The sequence below is a fragment of the Pseudomonas sp. 29 genome (assembly GCF_002754355.1).
GTDB lineage: Bacteria > Pseudomonadota > Gammaproteobacteria > Pseudomonadales > Pseudomonadaceae > Aquipseudomonas > Aquipseudomonas neuropathica.
In genome coordinates, this window is the sequence record NZ_PEEY01000001.1 from 1,124,291 (window position 1) to 1,141,165 (window position 16,875).

16 protein-coding genes and 6 tRNA genes are annotated in these 16,875 nt (G+C 59.4%); 7 read left to right on the top strand and 15 right to left on the bottom strand.

The window, feature by feature from the left end:
* Positions 1 to 3 precede the first annotated feature (3 nt).
* The 4 genes from lpxK to CLU80_RS05260 all read right to left on the bottom strand — a co-directional run bounded on the left by lpxK (position 4) and on the right by CLU80_RS05260 (position 4,410).
* Positions 4 to 1,014, bottom strand: coding sequence for a tetraacyldisaccharide 4'-kinase (gene lpxK, locus CLU80_RS05245; RefSeq protein ID WP_099756915.1), 1,011 nt, complete (start codon positions 1,012 to 1,014; stop codon positions 4 to 6).
* Entirely contained in the window at positions 1,014 to 1,442 is a 429-nt protein-coding gene (gene pocB, locus CLU80_RS05250; RefSeq protein WP_093435463.1) for a flagellar polar localization protein PocB, read from the bottom strand. Before pocB ends, lpxK begins: the two co-directional genes overlap by 1 nt.
* Complete coding sequence (pocA, locus tag CLU80_RS05255; RefSeq protein ID WP_042560451.1) at positions 1,439 to 2,074, bottom strand: flagellar polar localization protein PocA; 636 nt, start codon at positions 2,072 to 2,074, stop codon at positions 1,439 to 1,441. Before pocA ends, pocB begins: the two co-directional genes overlap by 4 nt.
* A 101-nt stretch (positions 2,075 to 2,175) precedes the next feature.
* Positions 2,176 to 4,410 (bottom strand): DNA internalization-related competence protein ComEC/Rec2, encoded by a 2,235-nt coding sequence (locus CLU80_RS05260; RefSeq protein WP_099756916.1) that lies wholly within the window; start codon positions 4,408 to 4,410, stop codon positions 2,176 to 2,178.
* A 136-nt stretch (positions 4,411 to 4,546) separates the two neighbouring features.
* Between CLU80_RS05260 and CLU80_RS05265 the strand changes: the two genes are divergently transcribed.
* Positions 4,547 to 5,065, top strand: a complete 519-nt coding sequence (locus tag CLU80_RS05265) for a DUF2062 domain-containing protein (RefSeq protein WP_099756917.1) — start codon at positions 4,547 to 4,549, stop codon at positions 5,063 to 5,065.
* Positions 5,066 to 5,212: 147 nt separating this feature from the next.
* Here the strand turns inward: CLU80_RS05265 and CLU80_RS05270 are convergent, their stop codons facing one another.
* The 4 genes from CLU80_RS05270 to CLU80_RS05285 form a co-directional block, all read right to left on the bottom strand.
* Positions 5,213 to 5,992, bottom strand: a complete 780-nt coding sequence (locus CLU80_RS05270) for an ABC transporter permease (RefSeq protein ID WP_008087860.1) — start codon at positions 5,990 to 5,992, stop codon at positions 5,213 to 5,215.
* On the bottom strand, positions 5,989 to 6,921 hold the full coding sequence (locus CLU80_RS05275) for an ABC transporter ATP-binding protein (RefSeq protein ID WP_093435472.1): 933 nt from the start codon (positions 6,919 to 6,921) through the stop codon (positions 5,989 to 5,991). The genes CLU80_RS05270 and CLU80_RS05275 overlap by 4 nt, the downstream gene beginning before the upstream one ends.
* Positions 6,922 to 7,054: 133 nt before the next feature.
* A complete protein-coding gene (locus tag CLU80_RS05280; RefSeq protein ID WP_093435475.1) occupies positions 7,055 to 7,678 on the bottom strand; it encodes a glutathione S-transferase family protein in 624 nt (207 codons plus the stop codon).
* 43 nt (positions 7,679 to 7,721) lie between these two features.
* The gene (locus CLU80_RS05285; RefSeq protein WP_093435478.1) at positions 7,722 to 8,381 is read right to left on the bottom strand and encodes a transglutaminase-like domain-containing protein; all 660 of its coding nucleotides are present in this window, start codon (positions 8,379 to 8,381) and stop codon (positions 7,722 to 7,724) included.
* Positions 8,382 to 8,629: 248 nt separating this feature from the next.
* On the opposite strand from CLU80_RS05285, the gene CLU80_RS05290 reads away from it, so the two are divergent.
* Both CLU80_RS05290 and CLU80_RS05295 read left to right on the top strand, forming a co-directional pair.
* A complete protein-coding gene (locus CLU80_RS05290) occupies positions 8,630 to 11,077 on the top strand; it encodes an acyl-CoA dehydrogenase (protein ID WP_093435481.1) in 2,448 nt (815 codons plus the stop codon).
* Positions 11,078 to 11,151: 74 nt separating this feature from the next.
* Positions 11,152 to 11,559, top strand: coding sequence for a PA2817 family protein (locus CLU80_RS05295; protein WP_093435483.1), 408 nt, complete (start codon positions 11,152 to 11,154; stop codon positions 11,557 to 11,559).
* Between the two features lie 108 nt (positions 11,560 to 11,667).
* Here CLU80_RS05295 and CLU80_RS05300 read toward each other — a convergent pair whose 3' ends face one another.
* The gene (locus CLU80_RS05300) at positions 11,668 to 12,666 is read right to left on the bottom strand and encodes a LysR family transcriptional regulator (RefSeq protein WP_093435485.1); all 999 of its coding nucleotides are present in this window, start codon (positions 12,664 to 12,666) and stop codon (positions 11,668 to 11,670) included.
* Positions 12,667 to 12,756: 90 nt separating this feature from the next.
* Between CLU80_RS05300 and CLU80_RS05305 the strand changes: the two genes are divergently transcribed.
* From CLU80_RS05305 to CLU80_RS05315, 3 genes are all read left to right on the top strand, one after another.
* On the top strand, positions 12,757 to 13,383 hold the full coding sequence (locus tag CLU80_RS05305) for an alanyl-tRNA editing protein (protein ID WP_093435488.1): 627 nt from the start codon (positions 12,757 to 12,759) through the stop codon (positions 13,381 to 13,383).
* Positions 13,384 to 13,471: 88 nt separating this feature from the next.
* Positions 13,472 to 14,242, top strand: a complete 771-nt coding sequence (locus tag CLU80_RS05310) for a 2OG-Fe(II) oxygenase (protein ID WP_093435492.1) — start codon at positions 13,472 to 13,474, stop codon at positions 14,240 to 14,242.
* A gap of 1 nt (position 14,243) precedes the next feature.
* On the top strand, positions 14,244 to 14,882 hold the full coding sequence (locus CLU80_RS05315) for a LysE family translocator (RefSeq protein WP_093435497.1): 639 nt from the start codon (positions 14,244 to 14,246) through the stop codon (positions 14,880 to 14,882).
* A gap of 125 nt (positions 14,883 to 15,007) precedes the next feature.
* Here the strand turns inward: CLU80_RS05315 and CLU80_RS05320 are convergent.
* From CLU80_RS05320 to CLU80_RS05345, 6 genes are all read right to left on the bottom strand, one after another.
* A tRNA-Gly gene (locus tag CLU80_RS05320) sits at positions 15,008 to 15,083 on the bottom strand.
* A gap of 2 nt (positions 15,084 to 15,085) precedes the next feature.
* Positions 15,086 to 15,161, bottom strand: a tRNA-Glu gene (locus CLU80_RS05325).
* A 57-nt stretch (positions 15,162 to 15,218) separates the two neighbouring features.
* Positions 15,219 to 15,294, bottom strand: a tRNA-Gly gene (locus tag CLU80_RS05330).
* Positions 15,295 to 15,297: 3 nt separating this feature from the next.
* Positions 15,298 to 15,373: transfer RNA gene (locus tag CLU80_RS05335), tRNA-Glu, on the bottom strand.
* Between the two features lie 104 nt (positions 15,374 to 15,477).
* A tRNA-Gly gene (locus tag CLU80_RS05340) sits at positions 15,478 to 15,553 on the bottom strand.
* A gap of 2 nt (positions 15,554 to 15,555) precedes the next feature.
* A tRNA-Glu gene (locus tag CLU80_RS05345) sits at positions 15,556 to 15,631 on the bottom strand.
* A 383-nt stretch (positions 15,632 to 16,014) separates the two neighbouring features.
* On the opposite strand from CLU80_RS05345, the gene CLU80_RS05350 reads away from it, so the two are divergent.
* Positions 16,015 to 16,773, top strand: a complete 759-nt coding sequence (locus tag CLU80_RS05350; protein WP_016986536.1) for a hypothetical protein — start codon at positions 16,015 to 16,017, stop codon at positions 16,771 to 16,773.
* The last annotated feature ends 102 nt before the right edge of the window (positions 16,774 to 16,875 follow it).

Below are 16,875 nucleotides of genomic sequence, written 5' to 3' on the forward strand. Positions count from 1 at the left end.
GAGTTAAGGCAAAAGACGATCCGGCAACAGGCGCATCAGCTGCGTGTCGAACCAGGCCACAAAGGCCGGCGACGGCAGCGCATCGACCCCCAGATACCACCAGTCGTCAGCCGCAAAGGCACGGCACTTCACCGCGTCCTTTTCGGTCATCACCAACGGCAATGACGGTGTGAAATTCAACGCCTGCACGCTGTATTCGGCGTGGTCGGCAAACGCATGGGGGACTGCTCGCCAGTCTAGCGCTTCGAGGGTATTGAAGAAACGTTGCGGATTGCCGATCCCGGCGACCGCGTGCACGGCCTGGCCGGGCGAAAAATGATCAAGCGACTTGCGCTCGCCGCTGCGCAGATTGACCAGCGCGGTCGGTTGCAGACGGAAAGCGAAACCGTCATCGCGATCCTCGGTGGCACCATTGAACAGCACGCCGTCGACACTTTGCAGGCGCTCGATCGGCTCACGCAACGGCCCTGCCGGCAAGCAGCGTTTGTTACCGAGACCGCGAGCGGCGTCGATCAGCACCAGCTCCAGATCCCGCGCCAGACGGTAATGCTGCATACCGTCATCGGACAGAATCAGGTCCAGCGGTTCGCTGGCGAGCAAGGCTTTGACCGCTGCGCTGCGATCGGGGTCGATCATCAGCGGCACGCCGGTGCGCTGGACGATCAGCAACGGTTCGTCACCGGCGATGTCAGCGGTTTGCTCGGCCGCAACGCGCCACGGCAGTTGCGGCGGTTTGGCGCCGTAACCACGACTGACCACGCCGACGCGCAAACCGCTGCGTCGGCAATGTTCGATCAACCAGAGAATCATCGGCGTCTTGCCGGTGCCACCGACGGTGATGTTGCCGACCACGATTAACGGCACCGATGGCTGGTAGATCTGACCTTCACCGGCAAGAAAGCGCTGGCGCTTACCCACCACCACGCGGCGATAGAGCATTTCCAGCGGCCGCAGCAGCGTCAGGGCCGGGTGCCCCTGATACCACGCGGCGAGCAAGCGATCGGACAGGCTCATCAGGATTTGGGCGCCGCCTCGACCGTGGTCATGCGCAGATGGCTGAAACCGAGCTTGCCGGCCGCATCCATGGCGGTGATCACGGATTGATGCTGAGTCTTGCCATCGGCACTGATCGACAACGGCATGTTGGTGTCGCCGTTGGACTCTTTCTGCATGGCTTCCATCAGGGTCGCCAGGTCGTTCTTCGGCAGAATCTTGTTGTTCACCGAAAACACGCCTTCGGCGCTGATGGCCACGTCGATCTGCTTGACTTGCTGGTCTTCGGCCGGGGAGCCGCTGACCGCTTCCGGCAGGTCAACACGCAATTGGGTTTCGCGAGTGAACGTGGTGGTCACGACGAAAAACAGCAGCAGAATGAACACCACGTCGATCAGCGACGCGAGGTTGATGTCCACGGTTTCCCGGGGTTTGCGACGGAACTTCACGCGCGGCCCTCGGCCAGGTCGACATCACGGTCGCCCTGTACCACTTCAACCAGCTTGATCGCTTCCTGCTCCATGCCCACCACCAATTCATCGATGCGGCGTTGCAGGAAACGGTGGAAGAACACCGCCGGAATACCGACCATCAGGCCCGCAGCGGTGGTGATCAGCGCCTTGGAAATACCGCCCGCCAACACCGAGGCATTGGTGGTCATGCCGGAGCCAGTGAACGCGCTGAAGATATCGATCATGCCCAGCACGGTGCCAAGCAGACCCAGTAATGGCGCCATGGCTGCGATAGTGCCAAGAGCATTGATGTAGCGCTCGAGTTCATGAATGACCCGGGCGGCGGCCTCTTCGATGCACTCTTTCATGATCTCGCGACCATGTTTGGAATTGGCCAGGCCCGCCGCGAGGATTTCCCCCAGTGGCGAATTGGCGCGCAATTCCTTGAGTTTTTCTTTATTGAGCTGCTTGTCCTTGATCCAGACCCAGACCTGGCCCAGCAGATGCTCGGGGGTAACGCGACTGGCGCGCAGGGTCCACAGGCGTTCGGCGACGATCGCCATGGCCGCGATGGAGCTCAGAATGATCGGCAACATCATCCAGCCGCCGGATTTGACCAATTCCCACACAGTGACAGTCCCCTCGAAAAAGTGCGCCACTTTACCATACCGATCCACGATTAAGACCCGCCGCCCCGACGACCGTGACGCCCCATTTACCTACGTCCCGATCAGCGGGCCAGTGCGGGCGGATCACGCCAGAAACGCCGCTGATGACGCATCGTGCGTGGCGCCCTGAAGGTGCCCAGTTGCAGATGAATGGCGCCCTGCTCGGCGCTGTCGTAAATATTCAGGCCCAGTTTGCGATAACGCGCCAGCACGGTCGGGTGTGGATGGCCAAATGAGTTGCCATGACCTCGAGAGATCAGCACGGACTCGGGTTTCAAGACGTTGAGCAGCGCCATTGACGATGAACTGCGGCTGCCATGATGGGGCGATTGCAGCCATTGCGTCGGCACGGCCAGTGGACCGTCGAGCAGCACGCGCTCGGCATGGCTGTCGATGTCGCCGGTCAGCAGCAGGCGCTCGCCATTGGCCTCGATCTGCAATACGCAGGAACGCTGATTGCTGTCGCCAGCGTCCGCCCACTGCCAGAGTTGAAAACGCACGCCGTCCCATTGCCATTGCTGGCCACTTGCACAAGCTTGGGCGTTCAATTGCGCGGGCAGCCCCGCCGGGTCGCCGCTGATTACCTGATCGACGGTCAAACCACGGCTGATCGCCAAAGCGCCGCCGGCGTGATCGGCGTCGGCATGACTGAGCAGCATCAAATCGAGTTTTTCCACGCTCAGTTTGCGCAATGAAGGCAGCACCACACGCTCGCCGAGGTCGAACTCACCAAAGCGCGGCCCCGCATCGTAGAGCAACGCGTGATGGCGGGTCCGGATCAGGATGGCCAAGCCTTGGCCGACATCGAGCTGCCAGATATCGGCCAATCCTTCATCTATCTGATCGCGTGGCGGCACGACCAGCAGCAACAACAACGGCCAGCCCAGTGGACGCAGCGGCACGCCGCGCGGCAACAGTAATAACCCGGCGCCGAGGCTGCCAATGGCCCAGACCCAAGCGGGTATCGAGGGTGCGATCCACGCCGGCCAATGCCCGGCAATCGTCGCCAGCGCGTGAAACAACCCATCGATCAAACCGCCGGCCAGCCACAGCAGGCCGGCGCCGACAAAAGGAACAGGCAGCAACACGGTTCCAAGCAGCGCCGGCGGTAACACCGCAAGACTGACCCAAGGCACCGCAAGCAAATTGGCCAGCGGCCCGCTGAGGCTGATCGGCAGGTTCAGCGCCAGCAACACCGGACATAAGCCGATCGCGATCAACCACTGCGCCCGCGTCCAGGTCTGCCACCAGCGCCACGCGCCCAAGCGGCCGCCAAAGGTAAAGATCAGCACCGCTACCGCCGCAAACGAGAGCCACAGACCCGGACGCAAACTGGCGAGCGGGTCCAGCAACAGCACAGCGTTGAACGCCAGCAACAACGGCCACCCTGCGCCAAGATGACGAAAGCGCAGGCGCCACAACAGCACCAGTCCGACCATCACGCAGGCGCGCTGCACCGGCACGTCGAACCCGGCAAGCAGGCCATAACCGAGTGCTGCCGCGAACCCCATACCACAGGCCCACGGCAGCCACGGCCAGCGCAGCGGCCACAGGCCATATCGCGCCATGCCGGCGACCAGCCCATACATCAGCGCCGCCAGCAAACCGATGTGCTGACCGGAAATCACCAGCAAGTGCACGGTGCCGGTGTCCTGCAGAGTCTGCCAGTCCTCGCGACTGAGCCCCGAGCCGTCACCCAGCACTAACGCCGCCAATGCGCCGTTTCGCCCCTGCGCATCCACACTCAGCAAACGCTGGCGAATACTGTCACGCCAGGCCCAACGCGCTTCGCTCAAGCGCTGGCCGTCCTTGATCGTGCCGGTGGCGCCAATGCGTTGCGCCAGCAGCCAGGCCTCGTAGTCGAAGGCCTCGGGATTGCGCAATCCACCGGGACGCTTGAGCTTGACCGCCAAGCGCCAACGCTCGCCGCTGTTGACCGGCGGCCCGGCGTACCAGGCAAGCCGCATCAGCGATGGCAGTTTTTCATGACGCGAGTGCGCATCAGCCAATTCGAAGCGCACCAAGCCGTCGCTGCTCTGCGGCAAACCGACGACCCACCCTTCAACCCACCGGGTTTCGCCATCCAGCCCGGCCGGCAAACGATCATTCAACGCCCATTGCGCACCGACGCTGGCCCACGTGAAGCCAAACAGCAAAAACGCCAGCGGATAGCTGCGAAACGGCAGCAGCATCAAAGCCACGACCGGCAACAACAGCATCAACCAGACCGGCGGTAATGCCGGCATAAAAACCGCGACCAGCAGACCGGCTGCGAGCGCCATCATCCCTGTGCGCATAAGCCCGTCCTTGAGAGTCCCGCACTTAGGCATAGCGGTTATCGGTTACACGCGTCGTCAACAATTGTCACAAAGTCTGAATGGGCGCTTCGTAGAATCCAGACATACTTGCCGCCTTAACCGACCGAGAAGCCTTATGCCCCGGCGCTTATTCAAACGTTATATGCCCGACCCGACGAGCATCAGGGAACACAAATCCTTACGCTTTCTCGGCAAGTTGCTGCATGACCCGAACCTCTGGCACCTCAATCGTCACTCGGTCGCCCGGGCGATGGCGGTTGGCCTGTTCGCCGCGTTCCTGCCGATCCCGGCGCAGATGCTGGTGGCCGCCGCCCTCGCCATCACGGTGCGCGGCAACATGCCGATTGCTGTCAGCCTGGTCTGGCTGACCAATCCGATCACCATGCCGGCGGTGTTCTTCTGCACCTATCAGGCCGGGGCGTTTTTGATGGATGTGCCCGCCCGACATCTACCGGACGAGCTGACCTGGGAGTGGATCAGCAGCGAGTTGTCGACGTTGTGGCAGCCGTTTCTGCTCGGCTCGGTGGTAGTCGGACTGGTACTCGGCGCCCTCGCCTACTGCATTGTGATGATGTATTGGCGCTGGTGGGTGGCGCGGCAATGGGCGCGGCGCAAGAAGAGTCGCATGCGCTGAACGCAAAACGGCCTCCGCAATGGGAGGCCGTTCTGATTTGTGGCGTCTGCATTCGCGAGCAAGCTCGCTCCCACAGAAGATCTTCAGCACAACATAGATCCAATGTGGGAGCGAGCCTGCTCGCGAAGAAGTCGACGCGGTTCTGGATCAGGTACGCATCCCGCGCCCGCTCACCAGCAACCGCGCACAGCCGAGATACAGCACAACGGTCGCCACCAGCATGAAGGTGATCGCAATGCCGATCTTGATATCCGACACACCCAGAATGCCGTAACGGAAGGCGTTGACCATGTGCAGCACCGGGTTGGCCAGTGACACGGTCTGCCAGAACGGCGGCAGCAAGGTGATCGAGTAGAACACCCCACCCAGGTACGTCAGCGGTGTCAGCACAAAGGTCGGGATGATAGAAATATCATCGAAGTTGCGCGCGAACACCGCGTTGATGAAGCCCAGCAGCGAGAAAATCGTCGCCGTCAGTACCACCACCAAAATGGTCACGCCGAGGTGATGTACCTGCAAATGGGTGAAGAACAGCGACAGAATGGTCACGATCACGCCAACCATCAGACCACGCAACACGCCGCCAATGGTGAAACCGATCAGAATAGTGTGCGGCGACACCGGCGACACCATCAGCTCTTCGATGGAACGCTGGAACTTGCTGCCGAAGAAACTCGAGACCACGTTGCCGTAGGAGTTGGTGATCACCGACATCATGATCAGCCCCGGCACGATGTACTCCATGTAAGTGAAGCCACCCATGTCGCCGATCTGCCGACCGATCAGGTTACCGAAGATCACGAAATACAGAACCATGGTGATCGCCGGCGGCAGCAGCGTCTGCGGCCAGATCCGTGTGAAGCGTTTGACCTCGCGGTAAACAATGGTCTGCAGGGCGACGAGGTTGGGACGGAATTCGGAACTCATACCGCCACCTTCGACAGATTCTTCTCCACCAGGGACACGAACAGCTCCTCGAGGCGATTGGTTTTGTTACGCAGGCTCAGCACTTCGATGTTCTGCTGCGCCAACTGGGTGAACAACGCCGTGATGCCCATGGATTTGTCGACCTGAACTTCCAGGGTGTGGCTGTCGATCAATCGCGCCGGATAACCGAGCAATTGCGGCGCGGCGTTCAAGTCGTTTTTCAGGTCCAGCAGGAAGGTCTCCACGTGCAACTGGCCCAGCAACTGTTTCATGCTGGTGTTCTCGACGATGGTGCCGTGGTCGATGATGCCGATGTTGCGGCACAACTGCTCAGCCTCTTCCAGATAGTGCGTGGTGAGGATGATGGTGATGCCTTTCTGGTTCAGCTCAGTGAGGAACGTCCACATTGATCGACGCAGCTCAATGTCGACGCCTGCGGTCGGTTCATCGAGGATCAGCAGACGCGGTTCGTGCACCAGCGCTCGGGCGATCATCAAACGCCGCTTCATGCCCCCGGACAGCGAACGCGACGGCACATCGCGCTTGTCCCACAGGCCCAGCTGGGTCAGGTACTGCTCGGCGCGTTCCTTGGCGATCTTCGCCGGAATGCCGTAGTAACCGGCCTGGGTCACGACGATGTCGAAGGTCTTTTCGAACTGATTGAAGTTGAATTCCTGGGGCACCACGCCAATCGAGCGCTTGAGCTGCGCAGGATTTTTGTCCAGGTCATGGCCGAAGATATTCACCGTGCCGCTGGTCTTGTTCACCAGGGTCGAGAGAATGCCGATGGTCGTGGATTTGCCGGCACCGTTAGGGCCGAGCAAGGCGAAAAAATCACCTTCGGCGACGTCCAGATCGATACCACTCAAGGCCTGGAACCCGTTGCCGTAGGTTTTGGTTAGCTGCCGGATGGACAGAGCGGAACTCATATCGGATTTACGCACCAAGAAGGGAAGAAAGGGATAAATAAGGGCGGGCGGCGAGGGAAACAACCGCAGCACCAGAGCGCAATGGTGCTTGCCGCCGCCGCACAAGTACAGTCAAGTGTGTCGATAGTAAGTATTAAGTCAACGCGGTCATAACCGCTTTCTGGTAAGCCGGACGCTGCTTCAAGCGCTCGTACCAGGCTTGCAGATGCGCTTGTGGTGCGCGTTCGATGGGCATCTCGAACCAGGCATAAATGAAACTGCCGAGCGGGATATCGCCCATGCCGATGTCTTGTCCAGAGAGATATGGCTGACTGGCCAAGGCATGATCGGCCATGCTCAGCAACTCATTGCATTCCTTGATCGCGGCGTTGATCGCAGCCCAGTCCTGCTTGTCCGCCGGCGTGCGCAAGACGCCCCAGAACACCGTGCGGAAGGGACCGGCAAAACTTGAAGTGGTCCAGTCCATCCATTTGTCAGCGATGGCTCGCGCTTGCGGATCCGCCGGATACCAGTGACTGTCGGGCGCATGTCTGGCCAGCAGATAGCGGACGATGGCGTTGGACTCCCACAGCACGAAACCGTCGTCTTCGATCACCGGCACCCGACCGTTCGGGTTCATCGCCCGGTACTCGGGAGTGTCGACTACTCCAAATGCGCCGCCGGCATCGATTGCCTCGTAGGCCAGGCCAAGCTCTTCAGCCGCCCACAATGGCTTCCTGACATTCGATGAGTTTTTCCGTCCCCAGATCTTCAGCATGACCGCCTCTTTTCAAATGAGTGGGCAGGCAGCATACGCCGGATCAGGTACGGCTCAAATCACTCTGCATATCGCCCAGCCGTTGCGGCTGCTGATCAGTGAACAGATGCGGATAGCACTTTTGCAAATGTTCGAAGAAGAACGTTTCCGGGACATCGGCGAATTGGCCGTGATCGACCAGATACTCCATGAGCTGCGCGCCGTCGCGATTGAACGGGTGGAAAACGCTGTCATTGATACCGTCGAACTCCAGCGGCGCAACGTTGAACAATTCGCATAGCTTCTGATTGAACGCCGGTGTGGCTTTGACCCAGCGTCCATTGAGGAACAGTTCGGTGTACCCGTGCATGGCGAACATGTCGCTTTTCAGCAACTCAAGCAGACGTGGCGTCGATAAGTGATTTTTTACGTCGGCCAGACCGATACGCGCCGGGATCCCGCAATGCCGCGCACAACCGGCAAGCAGCGTGGCTTTGGGCACGCAATAACTCTCCCCCGTCGTCAGCGCATAGCTGCCACGCAAGGTCTGCGGATCGCGACTGAAGGTGTAGGGGTTGTAGCGCACCGCCTCACGCACCGCGTAATAAAGATTGATCGCCCGCTCGAGCGGATCGCGGCTGGCACCCCGATGTTGTTCGGCGAACTCCACCACTGCCGGGTGGTCACTATCGATGAAGCGGCCGGGACTCAGATACTCGCGCATGACGACAATCTCCTGGGTGAGCCCCGAGTCTAGCGACAGCGTCAGCACAGAGATAACGACGTTTCGGCCAAACTTGGACGCAAAGACGCGGGATCAGCGAACGATTTCCCACACGTGTTGCCCACCGAACCTACGAAAACCATCCGGGGTTTCCCACGATTTCAATCACCTTGGTCTGACCACCCGGTTTTACAGATGCCGTCTAAGCTCTGGAGGGTCGATTTGCCTTGGTTCACGGAGGACTGAATATGCTGTTGTTGTGGATACTGGTTTTGATCGTTGGTGTGGCGTATCTCGCCCACCGGCGTATTTCACCTCTGCCTGCGTTGGGCATCGTGGCAGTCTACCTGCTGGCGATGGGTATTTTCAGTCATGCGCCGGGCTGGTTGTTGCTGGTGTTCTGGGTGCTGCTGGCGGTGGTCGCTGCCCCGCTGCTGCTGCCCGACCTGCGTCGCAAGCATTTCACTGCGCCGTTGTTCAACTGGTTCCAGAAAACCCTGCCACCCATGTCGCAGACCGAACGCGACGCAATCGACGCCGGCACCGTGTGGTGGGACGGTGAGCTGTTCAGCGGCCGCCCGGACTGGGACAAGCTGCTGGCCTATCCCAAGGCGCAATTGAGTGAGGAAGAACAGGCGTTCATTGACGGCCCGACCGAGGAACTCTGCGCGATGGTCACTGACTGGCAGATCGGCCAGTCGATGGACCTGCCACCCGAAGCCTGGGCGCATATCAAGGAACACGGTTTCTTCGCCCTGATCATCCCGAAAGAATTTGGCGGCAAAGGCTTCTCGGCTTACGCCCACTCGCAGGTGGCGATGAAACTCGCTACCCGTAGCGGTGACCTCGCCTCCACCGTGATGGTGCCCAACTCCCTCGGCCCGGCCGAACTGCTGCTGCATTACGGCACCGACGAACAACGCAATCACTACCTGCCACGGCTGGCTCGGGGCGATGACATCCCGTGCTTCGCCCTCACCGGTCCGCTCGCCGGGTCCGATGCCGGTGCGATGCCCGACACCGGGATCATCTGCAAAGGCCAATGGGAAGGTCAGGAAGTCATCGGCCTGCGCCTGAACTGGGAAAAACGCTACATCACCCTCGGTCCTGTCGCGACCCTCCTCGGCCTGGCTTTCAAGGCCTACGACCCGGAGCATCTGCTGGGCGACAAGGAAGACCTTGGCATCAGCCTCGCGTTGATTCCGACCGATACCGCTGGGGTGGAAATCGGTCGTCGTCACCTGCCACTCGGCGCGGCGTTCATGAACGGCCCGAACTCGGGCAAAGACGTGTTTATTCCGCTGGACTTCCTCATCGGCGGTCAGGAGATGCTCGGCAAGGGCTGGATGATGCTGATGAACTGCCTGTCGGTCGGCCGTTCGATCTCGTTGCCGGCAGTCGGCACTGGCGCGGCCAAATTCACCAGCCTGGTCACCGGTCAGTACGCGCAGATTCGCGAGCAGTTCAATGTACCGCTGTCGGCTTTCGAAGGTATTCAGGAAGCCATGGCGCGCATCGGCGGCAACGCCTGGATGATGGACGCGGCGCGCATGCTCACTGCCAACGCAGTGGATCTGGGCGAAAAACCCTCGGTGCTGTCGGCGATCCTCAAGTATCACCTCACCGAGCGCGGCCGCGAGTGCATCAGCCACGCCATGGATGTGCACGGTGGCAAGGCGATCATCATGGGCCCGAACAACTACCTCGGGCGTAGCTGGAACGGCGCGCCGATCTTCATCACCGTGGAAGGTGCAAACATCCTGTCGCGCAACCTGATGATCTTCGGTCAGGGCGCGATTCGTTGCCATCCATTCGTGCTGAAGGAGATGGCCCTCGCCGGTCGTGAGGACAAGGATCAGGCGCTGAAAGAGTTCGATGGTTTGCTGCTCAAACACATCGGTTTCGCCGTAAGCAATGCGGCCAGTACGCTGGTGTTGAACCTCGGTTTCGGCCACTTCGAGCATGCGCCGGGCGACAAGATCAGCCAAGGCTACTTCCGCGCACTCAACCGCCAGGCAGCGGCGTTCGCCATGCTCGCCGACTTCAGCATGATGTTGCTGGGCGGCGAACTGAAACGTCGCGAGCGTCTGTCGGCACGTCTGGGTGATGTGTTGAGCAACCTGTATCTGGCCTCCGCCGCGCTCAAGCGTTATCACGATCTGGATTCGCCAGCGTACATGGAGCCACTGTTCCGTTGGGCGATGGAAGAAAGCCTCGGCCAATCGGAACGGGCGCTGGATGAATTGCTGCGCAACTTCCCGAACAAGGTATTCGGTTGCCTGCTGCGAGCCATCGTGTTCCCGTTCGGTCGTCGTCACAAAGGCCCGTCGGACAAACTCGGTGCCGAGGTGGCAGGCGTGATTGGTCGCGCCAAAGGTGATCCGGCGCTGGAAGAACTGCTTGCCGGTTGCTATCGCCCGCAGTCGGCAGACGATGCCGTCGGCGCGCTGCAACACGCCAGTGATTTACTGAATGCCGCGCAGCCACTGCACAAAAAACTGCACACGTCGCTGAAAAGCGGTCAGGTCAAACCGGTAGCGGGCGAACACGCCATCGATGCGGCGCTGGAGGCCGGGGTGTTGCAACCGGGAGAAGCACAGAGCCTGCGCGATGCCGAAGCCGCACGACGCAAGGTGATCGACGTCGATGACTTCGACAAAGAGGAACTGAAACTGGCAGAGGGCAAAGTCCGCTGATCCTGACAACCATGTCCAAGAGGGCGCGGGAGCTTTATACTCCCGCGCCCGTTTTGCTCTTGAGGACTTATCTCGTGTCCAACGTCGTTGCCGATCATCTTGTTTTGCTCGACCACCTGCGCAGTATCCTGGTCGCCGTAGGTGAGGCCGATCAGGTTCCCGAAGAAAGCCATGCCTTGTTCCTGGAGCGCTTCGACGAACTGCTGGCATCGCTGCCGATCGATCCGATCGAAAGCCAGTACCTGGGCCAGGACATCCTGACTCAAGTGATTAGCCGTTATCCGCAAATCGCCCACCTGATCCCCCGCGATCTGTTGTGGTTCTTCGCCGGCGACTGCCTGCATTACTTGTCCGATGAAGAGATCGACCTGTATCAGGCACTGGAAGAACGTCGCTACGAAGCCGAACAGAACGATGAACCGTTCGACTGGAATCAGGAAAAACAGCTGCTGGCGATGTCCGCTCAGGACAGCAAGCACTGAATTAACAGTGGGTTGAAGATCAAAAGATCGCAGCCTTCGGCAGCTCCTACAGTGGACTCACGCAATCCTCTGTAGGAGCTGCCGAAGGCTGCGATCTTTTGCTTTGCGCTACAACAACCCTTCACTTTCGGGCAATTCATACGCCATCGCCGCATTGCTTTCCCCCACTGATTTGCCGGGCTTGCTCAAGGTCGGCTCTTTCTGCAGGCACTCCACCAGATAGTCGATGAACACCCGCAACTTGGGTGGCAGATAGCGCGTCGGCGAATGCAGCAGCCACAATCCGCCGTGATAGGACGCGAGGAACGTCCAGTCCGGCAACACCTGCACCACCAACTTTTGCTCAAGCGCGTAACGGGCGGTGAAATACGGCAGGCTGCCGATGCCGATGTGCTGCAACACCGCGCCCAGCCGCACGCCTGTGTGATTGGCGGCATACCGACCGCGGACGCCTACCGTCACCGCCTTACTGCCCTTCTTGAATTTCCAGCGCGCATCACTCGGGGTTTCCCCCAGATAAATACAACTGTGATTGAGCAGATCATGCGGATGAGTCGGTACGCCGTGCTCGGCCAGGTACTGCGGCGTGGCACAGAGCAAATGGTCGATGGTCAGTAACTGCCGGCCAACCAGCCCGGCCGGCGGTCGATCGGTGATGCGAATGGCCAGATCGACATGGTCGTCGATCAAATCGACCTGGCGATCCTCCAGCAACAACTCGACATCGACCTTGGGATAACGCCGCAGGAACTCGGGCATGTGCGGATGAATCACGAAGCGCCCCACCGCTTTCGGCACGCTGACGCGCACCAGTCCTTCCGCTTCATGGGTGAACTGGCCGCTGATTTCCATCACCGACTTGGCCGCGCTGACCATCTCCTGGCAGCGTTTGAACACCTCTTCGCCACCGTCACTCAAGCGCAGTTTGCGTGTAGTGCGCTGCAGCAGGCGCGTGGCCAAGGCTTTTTCCAGACGCGAAATACTACGACTCACCGCTGACGGCGATGAACCCAACTGCCGAGCCGCTTCAGAGAAGCTACCGGTCTCGACGACCTTGACGAAAATCGCCATTTCACCAAGCAGCGGTAGCGGCAGATTGATGCTCACAGCGCACAAGTCCTTTGATGTTTGAACGGATTATCACGTTATTGCACGATTCATATAATAAAAAAAGAAACTTTAATAAGGGCATGGAATATGACGCTTCGCCTCTTTTTCCATAGTGATGACCTCAAGGCCAATGTGGAAGTCCTCGACTGCACGCCCCAAGAGAACGAATTCGCCGTGGTCTTGCGCGCCACGCTGTTTCATCCGCAAGGCGGCGGACAGCCGTGTGATACCGGTTGGATCGGTGAAAGCCAGGTATTGCGTGTGGTGCAGGAGCCGGACCGGATCATTCATTTTGTCGACCGGCCGGTGGAACTGGGCATGACCTGCATCCGCATCGACGAACAGCGCCGCCACTTCAATACGCGCATGCATTCGGCCGGGCACCTGATCGGGCATTTCGTCCAGGCGCTGGGCTGGATGCCGATCAAAGCCCATCACTGGCCGGATGAAGGCCGAGTGCAATTCAAACCCGGCGACACCGCGCAGGAAGTCGATGCAGAGACCGTTCAACACGGGATCGACCAGTGGATCGAACACGACCTGCCCCGCCTGACCTCGCTACGCGAAGGTGCGCGGGAAATCGGTTTTGGTGAACTGCCCGCCTATGGCTGCGGTGGCACCCACGTACGCAGCCTGAAGGACCTGGGCACAGTCACGATCGCGTCCCTTTCGCAGAAGAAAGGCACGTTATCCGTCCACTACAACGTGGATTGAGCATTTCGGGCGCTGCTTCACGCAGCGTCCGACGCCGGGGAACCGCATTCGCAGGTTCCGTTGACTATCGATAGATGGACCTAAAAAAATGATGCTAGACGTCGAGCGTCTCGATGAGACGTGCATAAAAAAACTGGCCAACGAAGAAGTCCTCGCCATCCGCGTCAAAGGCTTTTTGCCTGAGCCGCTGGCCATTCAGATTGGCGACAAGATTCTCGCTCCAGGCTTCGAGGGTTACATCAACGCACCGAGTATCGGCCGCATCGGCATGGCATTTTACGAGGCGGAAAACCAGCCGCTGCTGATTGAGGACTACTTCGAACGCGCCACCAGCAACATCGCTGAACTGCGCAATCGCTGCGCGCCCTACTCCTCACCGATCGACACCTTGCGCTGCATGCTCGACGAATCCTGGCCGGCCGGCGCACACCTGGAAAACCTCTACGGCCGAAAAATGTATGTCGGCCTTTCGCGCGTGGTGAAACCCGGGGTGTGCTTCCTCGCCCATCACGACATCTTCGCCAAGGATGCTCCGGACAGCTTCCAGGCCCGCAGTCTGGAGGCGCAGTTCGCCTGCAACGTCTATCTGAATATGCCGACCGAGGGCGGTGCGTTGCAGATATGGGACGACGACATCACCCCGGATCAATTCGACGAGATGCGTGGCGACAGTTATGGCATTGAACCAGCGCTGCTCGGCCCACCTGCGCTCGAAGTCCGACCGCAACCCGGTGATTTCATCATGTTCAACTCGCGGCGCATGCACTCGGTGACCCCGGGCGTGGCCGATCCGCGTTTGAGCCTTTCCTTTTTTGTCGGCTATCGCGGCAATGCTTCACCCCTGACCTATTGGAGCTGAGATGTATTCGAATTATCTGGGCGAGTTTCTGGCGCTGGCAACCATTCACTTTCTGGCCGTGGTTGCTCCCGGCCCGGACTTCGCAGTCACCATTCGCCAAAGCGTACGGTTCGGCCGATTGGTAGGGATCTGCACGGCGCTAGGTATCGGCGCGGGGATTTCCGTGCACGTGCTCTACACGTTGCTGGGTGTCGGGGCATTGATGCACACCACCCCGTGGCTGCTGACTGTCGCCAAGGTGGTTGGTGGTGCTTACATCCTGTATCTGGGCGTCAGCCTGTTGCGCAGCAAACCCAAATCGGCCGTTGAAGGTGAAAAAATCGCGGACGAGCCCGTGGTCGAACAAACCCTGTTCAAAGCCTTCAGCACCGGTTTTCTGACCAATGCAACCAACCCCAAGGCCACACTGTTTTTCCTGGCCATCTTCACCACGATCATCAGCGCCAGCACACCCTTGCAGATCCAGGCCTTTTACGGGCTGTGGATGTGCTTTGTGAATGCGCTGTGGTTTGTCGTGGTCGCGCTGTTCTTCTCAAGCAATCGGGTTCGCCTGCTGTTCATGCGCATGGGCCATTGGTTTGAACGCACGATGGGCGTGGTGCTTATTCTGTTTGCTGGCCGACTGATGCTGTCCTGGTAAGCAAACGCACAACGCAAAAAGGCCCGCCGAATCGCTTCGGCGGGCCTTTTTCTTTATGGCTGATGACACAGCCACAAATCGCGCATACAAAAACGCCGCTCTGTTGAGCGGCGTTTTTGTGAATATGGAGCGGGAAACGAGACTCGAACTCGCGACCCCGACCTTGGCAAGGTCGTGCTCTACCAACTGAGCTATTCCCGCAATGGCGTCCCCTAGGGGACTCGAACCCCTGTTACCGCCGTGAAAGGGCGGTGTCCTAGGCCACTAGACGAAGGGGACACAGGCTACAACTTTCACTAATAAAAACGCCGCTCACTGAGCGGCGTTTTTAGAATTTGGAGCGGGAAACGAGACTCGAACTCGCGACCCCGACCTTGGCAAGGTCGTGCTCTACCAACTGAGCTATTCCCGCAAATGGCGTCCCCTAGGGGACTCGAACCCCTGTTACCGCCGTGAAAGGGCGGTGTCCTAGGCCACTAGACGAAGGGGACACGCTACCCGGAACACATGGTGTGTGTTTCGGTGTCCAGATCCTTGCCCGAAGACTTGGTTCTGGTTTCACTCAGCACCGCCCGAAAGCACTGCTGTTTAAAATTGGAGCGGGAAACGAGACTCGAACTCGCGACCCCGACCTTGGCAAGGTCGTGCTCTACCAACTGAGCTATTCCCGCATTGGCGTCCCCTAGGGGACTCGAACCCCTGTTACCGCCGTGAAAGGGCGGTGTCCTAGGCCACTAGACGAAGGGGACACACTACAACATTCACTCCCTGCCGCGCTTCGCTGTGTGCTTTACGCTGCAAGTGGCGCGCATTCTATGGATGGATTGAGAGGTCGTCAACCCCCTGATATAAATTTATTTAAATCAATGACTTCGACCTGCTTTACGGCGGCAATCGGGGTTTTCCGTCGCCCGACGATTGACGCCTATATTCCGCCACCCGCCAAGACGCTATAGTCCACCCACAGTGATGGCAATCTGCACTCGCAGCGCCAGCATTCATATAAGCAGCGTGCGGCCGATACAGATTGAACCTGCCGATCCAACTCGTCGAGCGGCGCTAGGCGACTAAATGCCCAGCCACTACACTCGCATGCGAACCCTATAAAGAGGTCTTACCGGTGACACCACTCATGATCACCCTGCTTGTCATAGCCGGGATCGCAATTCTGATCGCCATTGGCTACATGAACCATGTGGTGGAAAACAACAAACTGGAGAAGGCCCGCACCAAGGTCGAACTCAACGACCGCCTGCGCCGTTGCGGCGAACTGACCGAAACCTTCCCCGGCCAGTTCATGACCCCGGCGCTCAAGCTGCTGCTGACCCGTCTGGAACTGAACGTCTGCCAGCGCCTGCTGAACCTGGAAAAAACCAGCGCCACCACCAAAGCACGCATCACCGAACTGAGCGCCCTGGTCGCCCAAGGCGAATCGATCCCGGTCAACAACCCACCGGCACCGATCCTGACCGAAGCCAAAGCCAAAGACGTGCGCTTCCTGCTCGAAGCCCTCCACGGCCAGATCACCCGCGCCGCCCACGATGGTTTCCTGCCACCGAATGAAGCCAAACACTGGATCCGCGAAGTCCGCCACATTCTGGTGCTGCTGCACATCGAATTCTTCAACAACCTCGGCCAACAGTCCCTGCAACAAAACCAGCCCGGCCAGGCCCGCCTCGCCTTCGAACGCGGCGTGCAATACCTGCGCAAACAGCAGGATCCGCAGATGTACGCAGAACAACTGCAATACCTGGAAAAACTCCTGGCCCGCGCGAACGCCCAGGTCATGGACAAGATTGCACCGGTTGAAGGTGAAGAAAACCAACTGACCGCCGGCCTCAAAGATGTAGAGGCAGACGCGGACTGGAAGAAGAAAGTGATTTACGACTGATTGCAGATGCTGGAAGAGAAGCCACCGAAAGGTGGCTTTTTTGTGGGCTCGCGGGAGTGAACCTGATAGAAAACCGGTGAATGTGAGGCCGCTTTCGCGAGC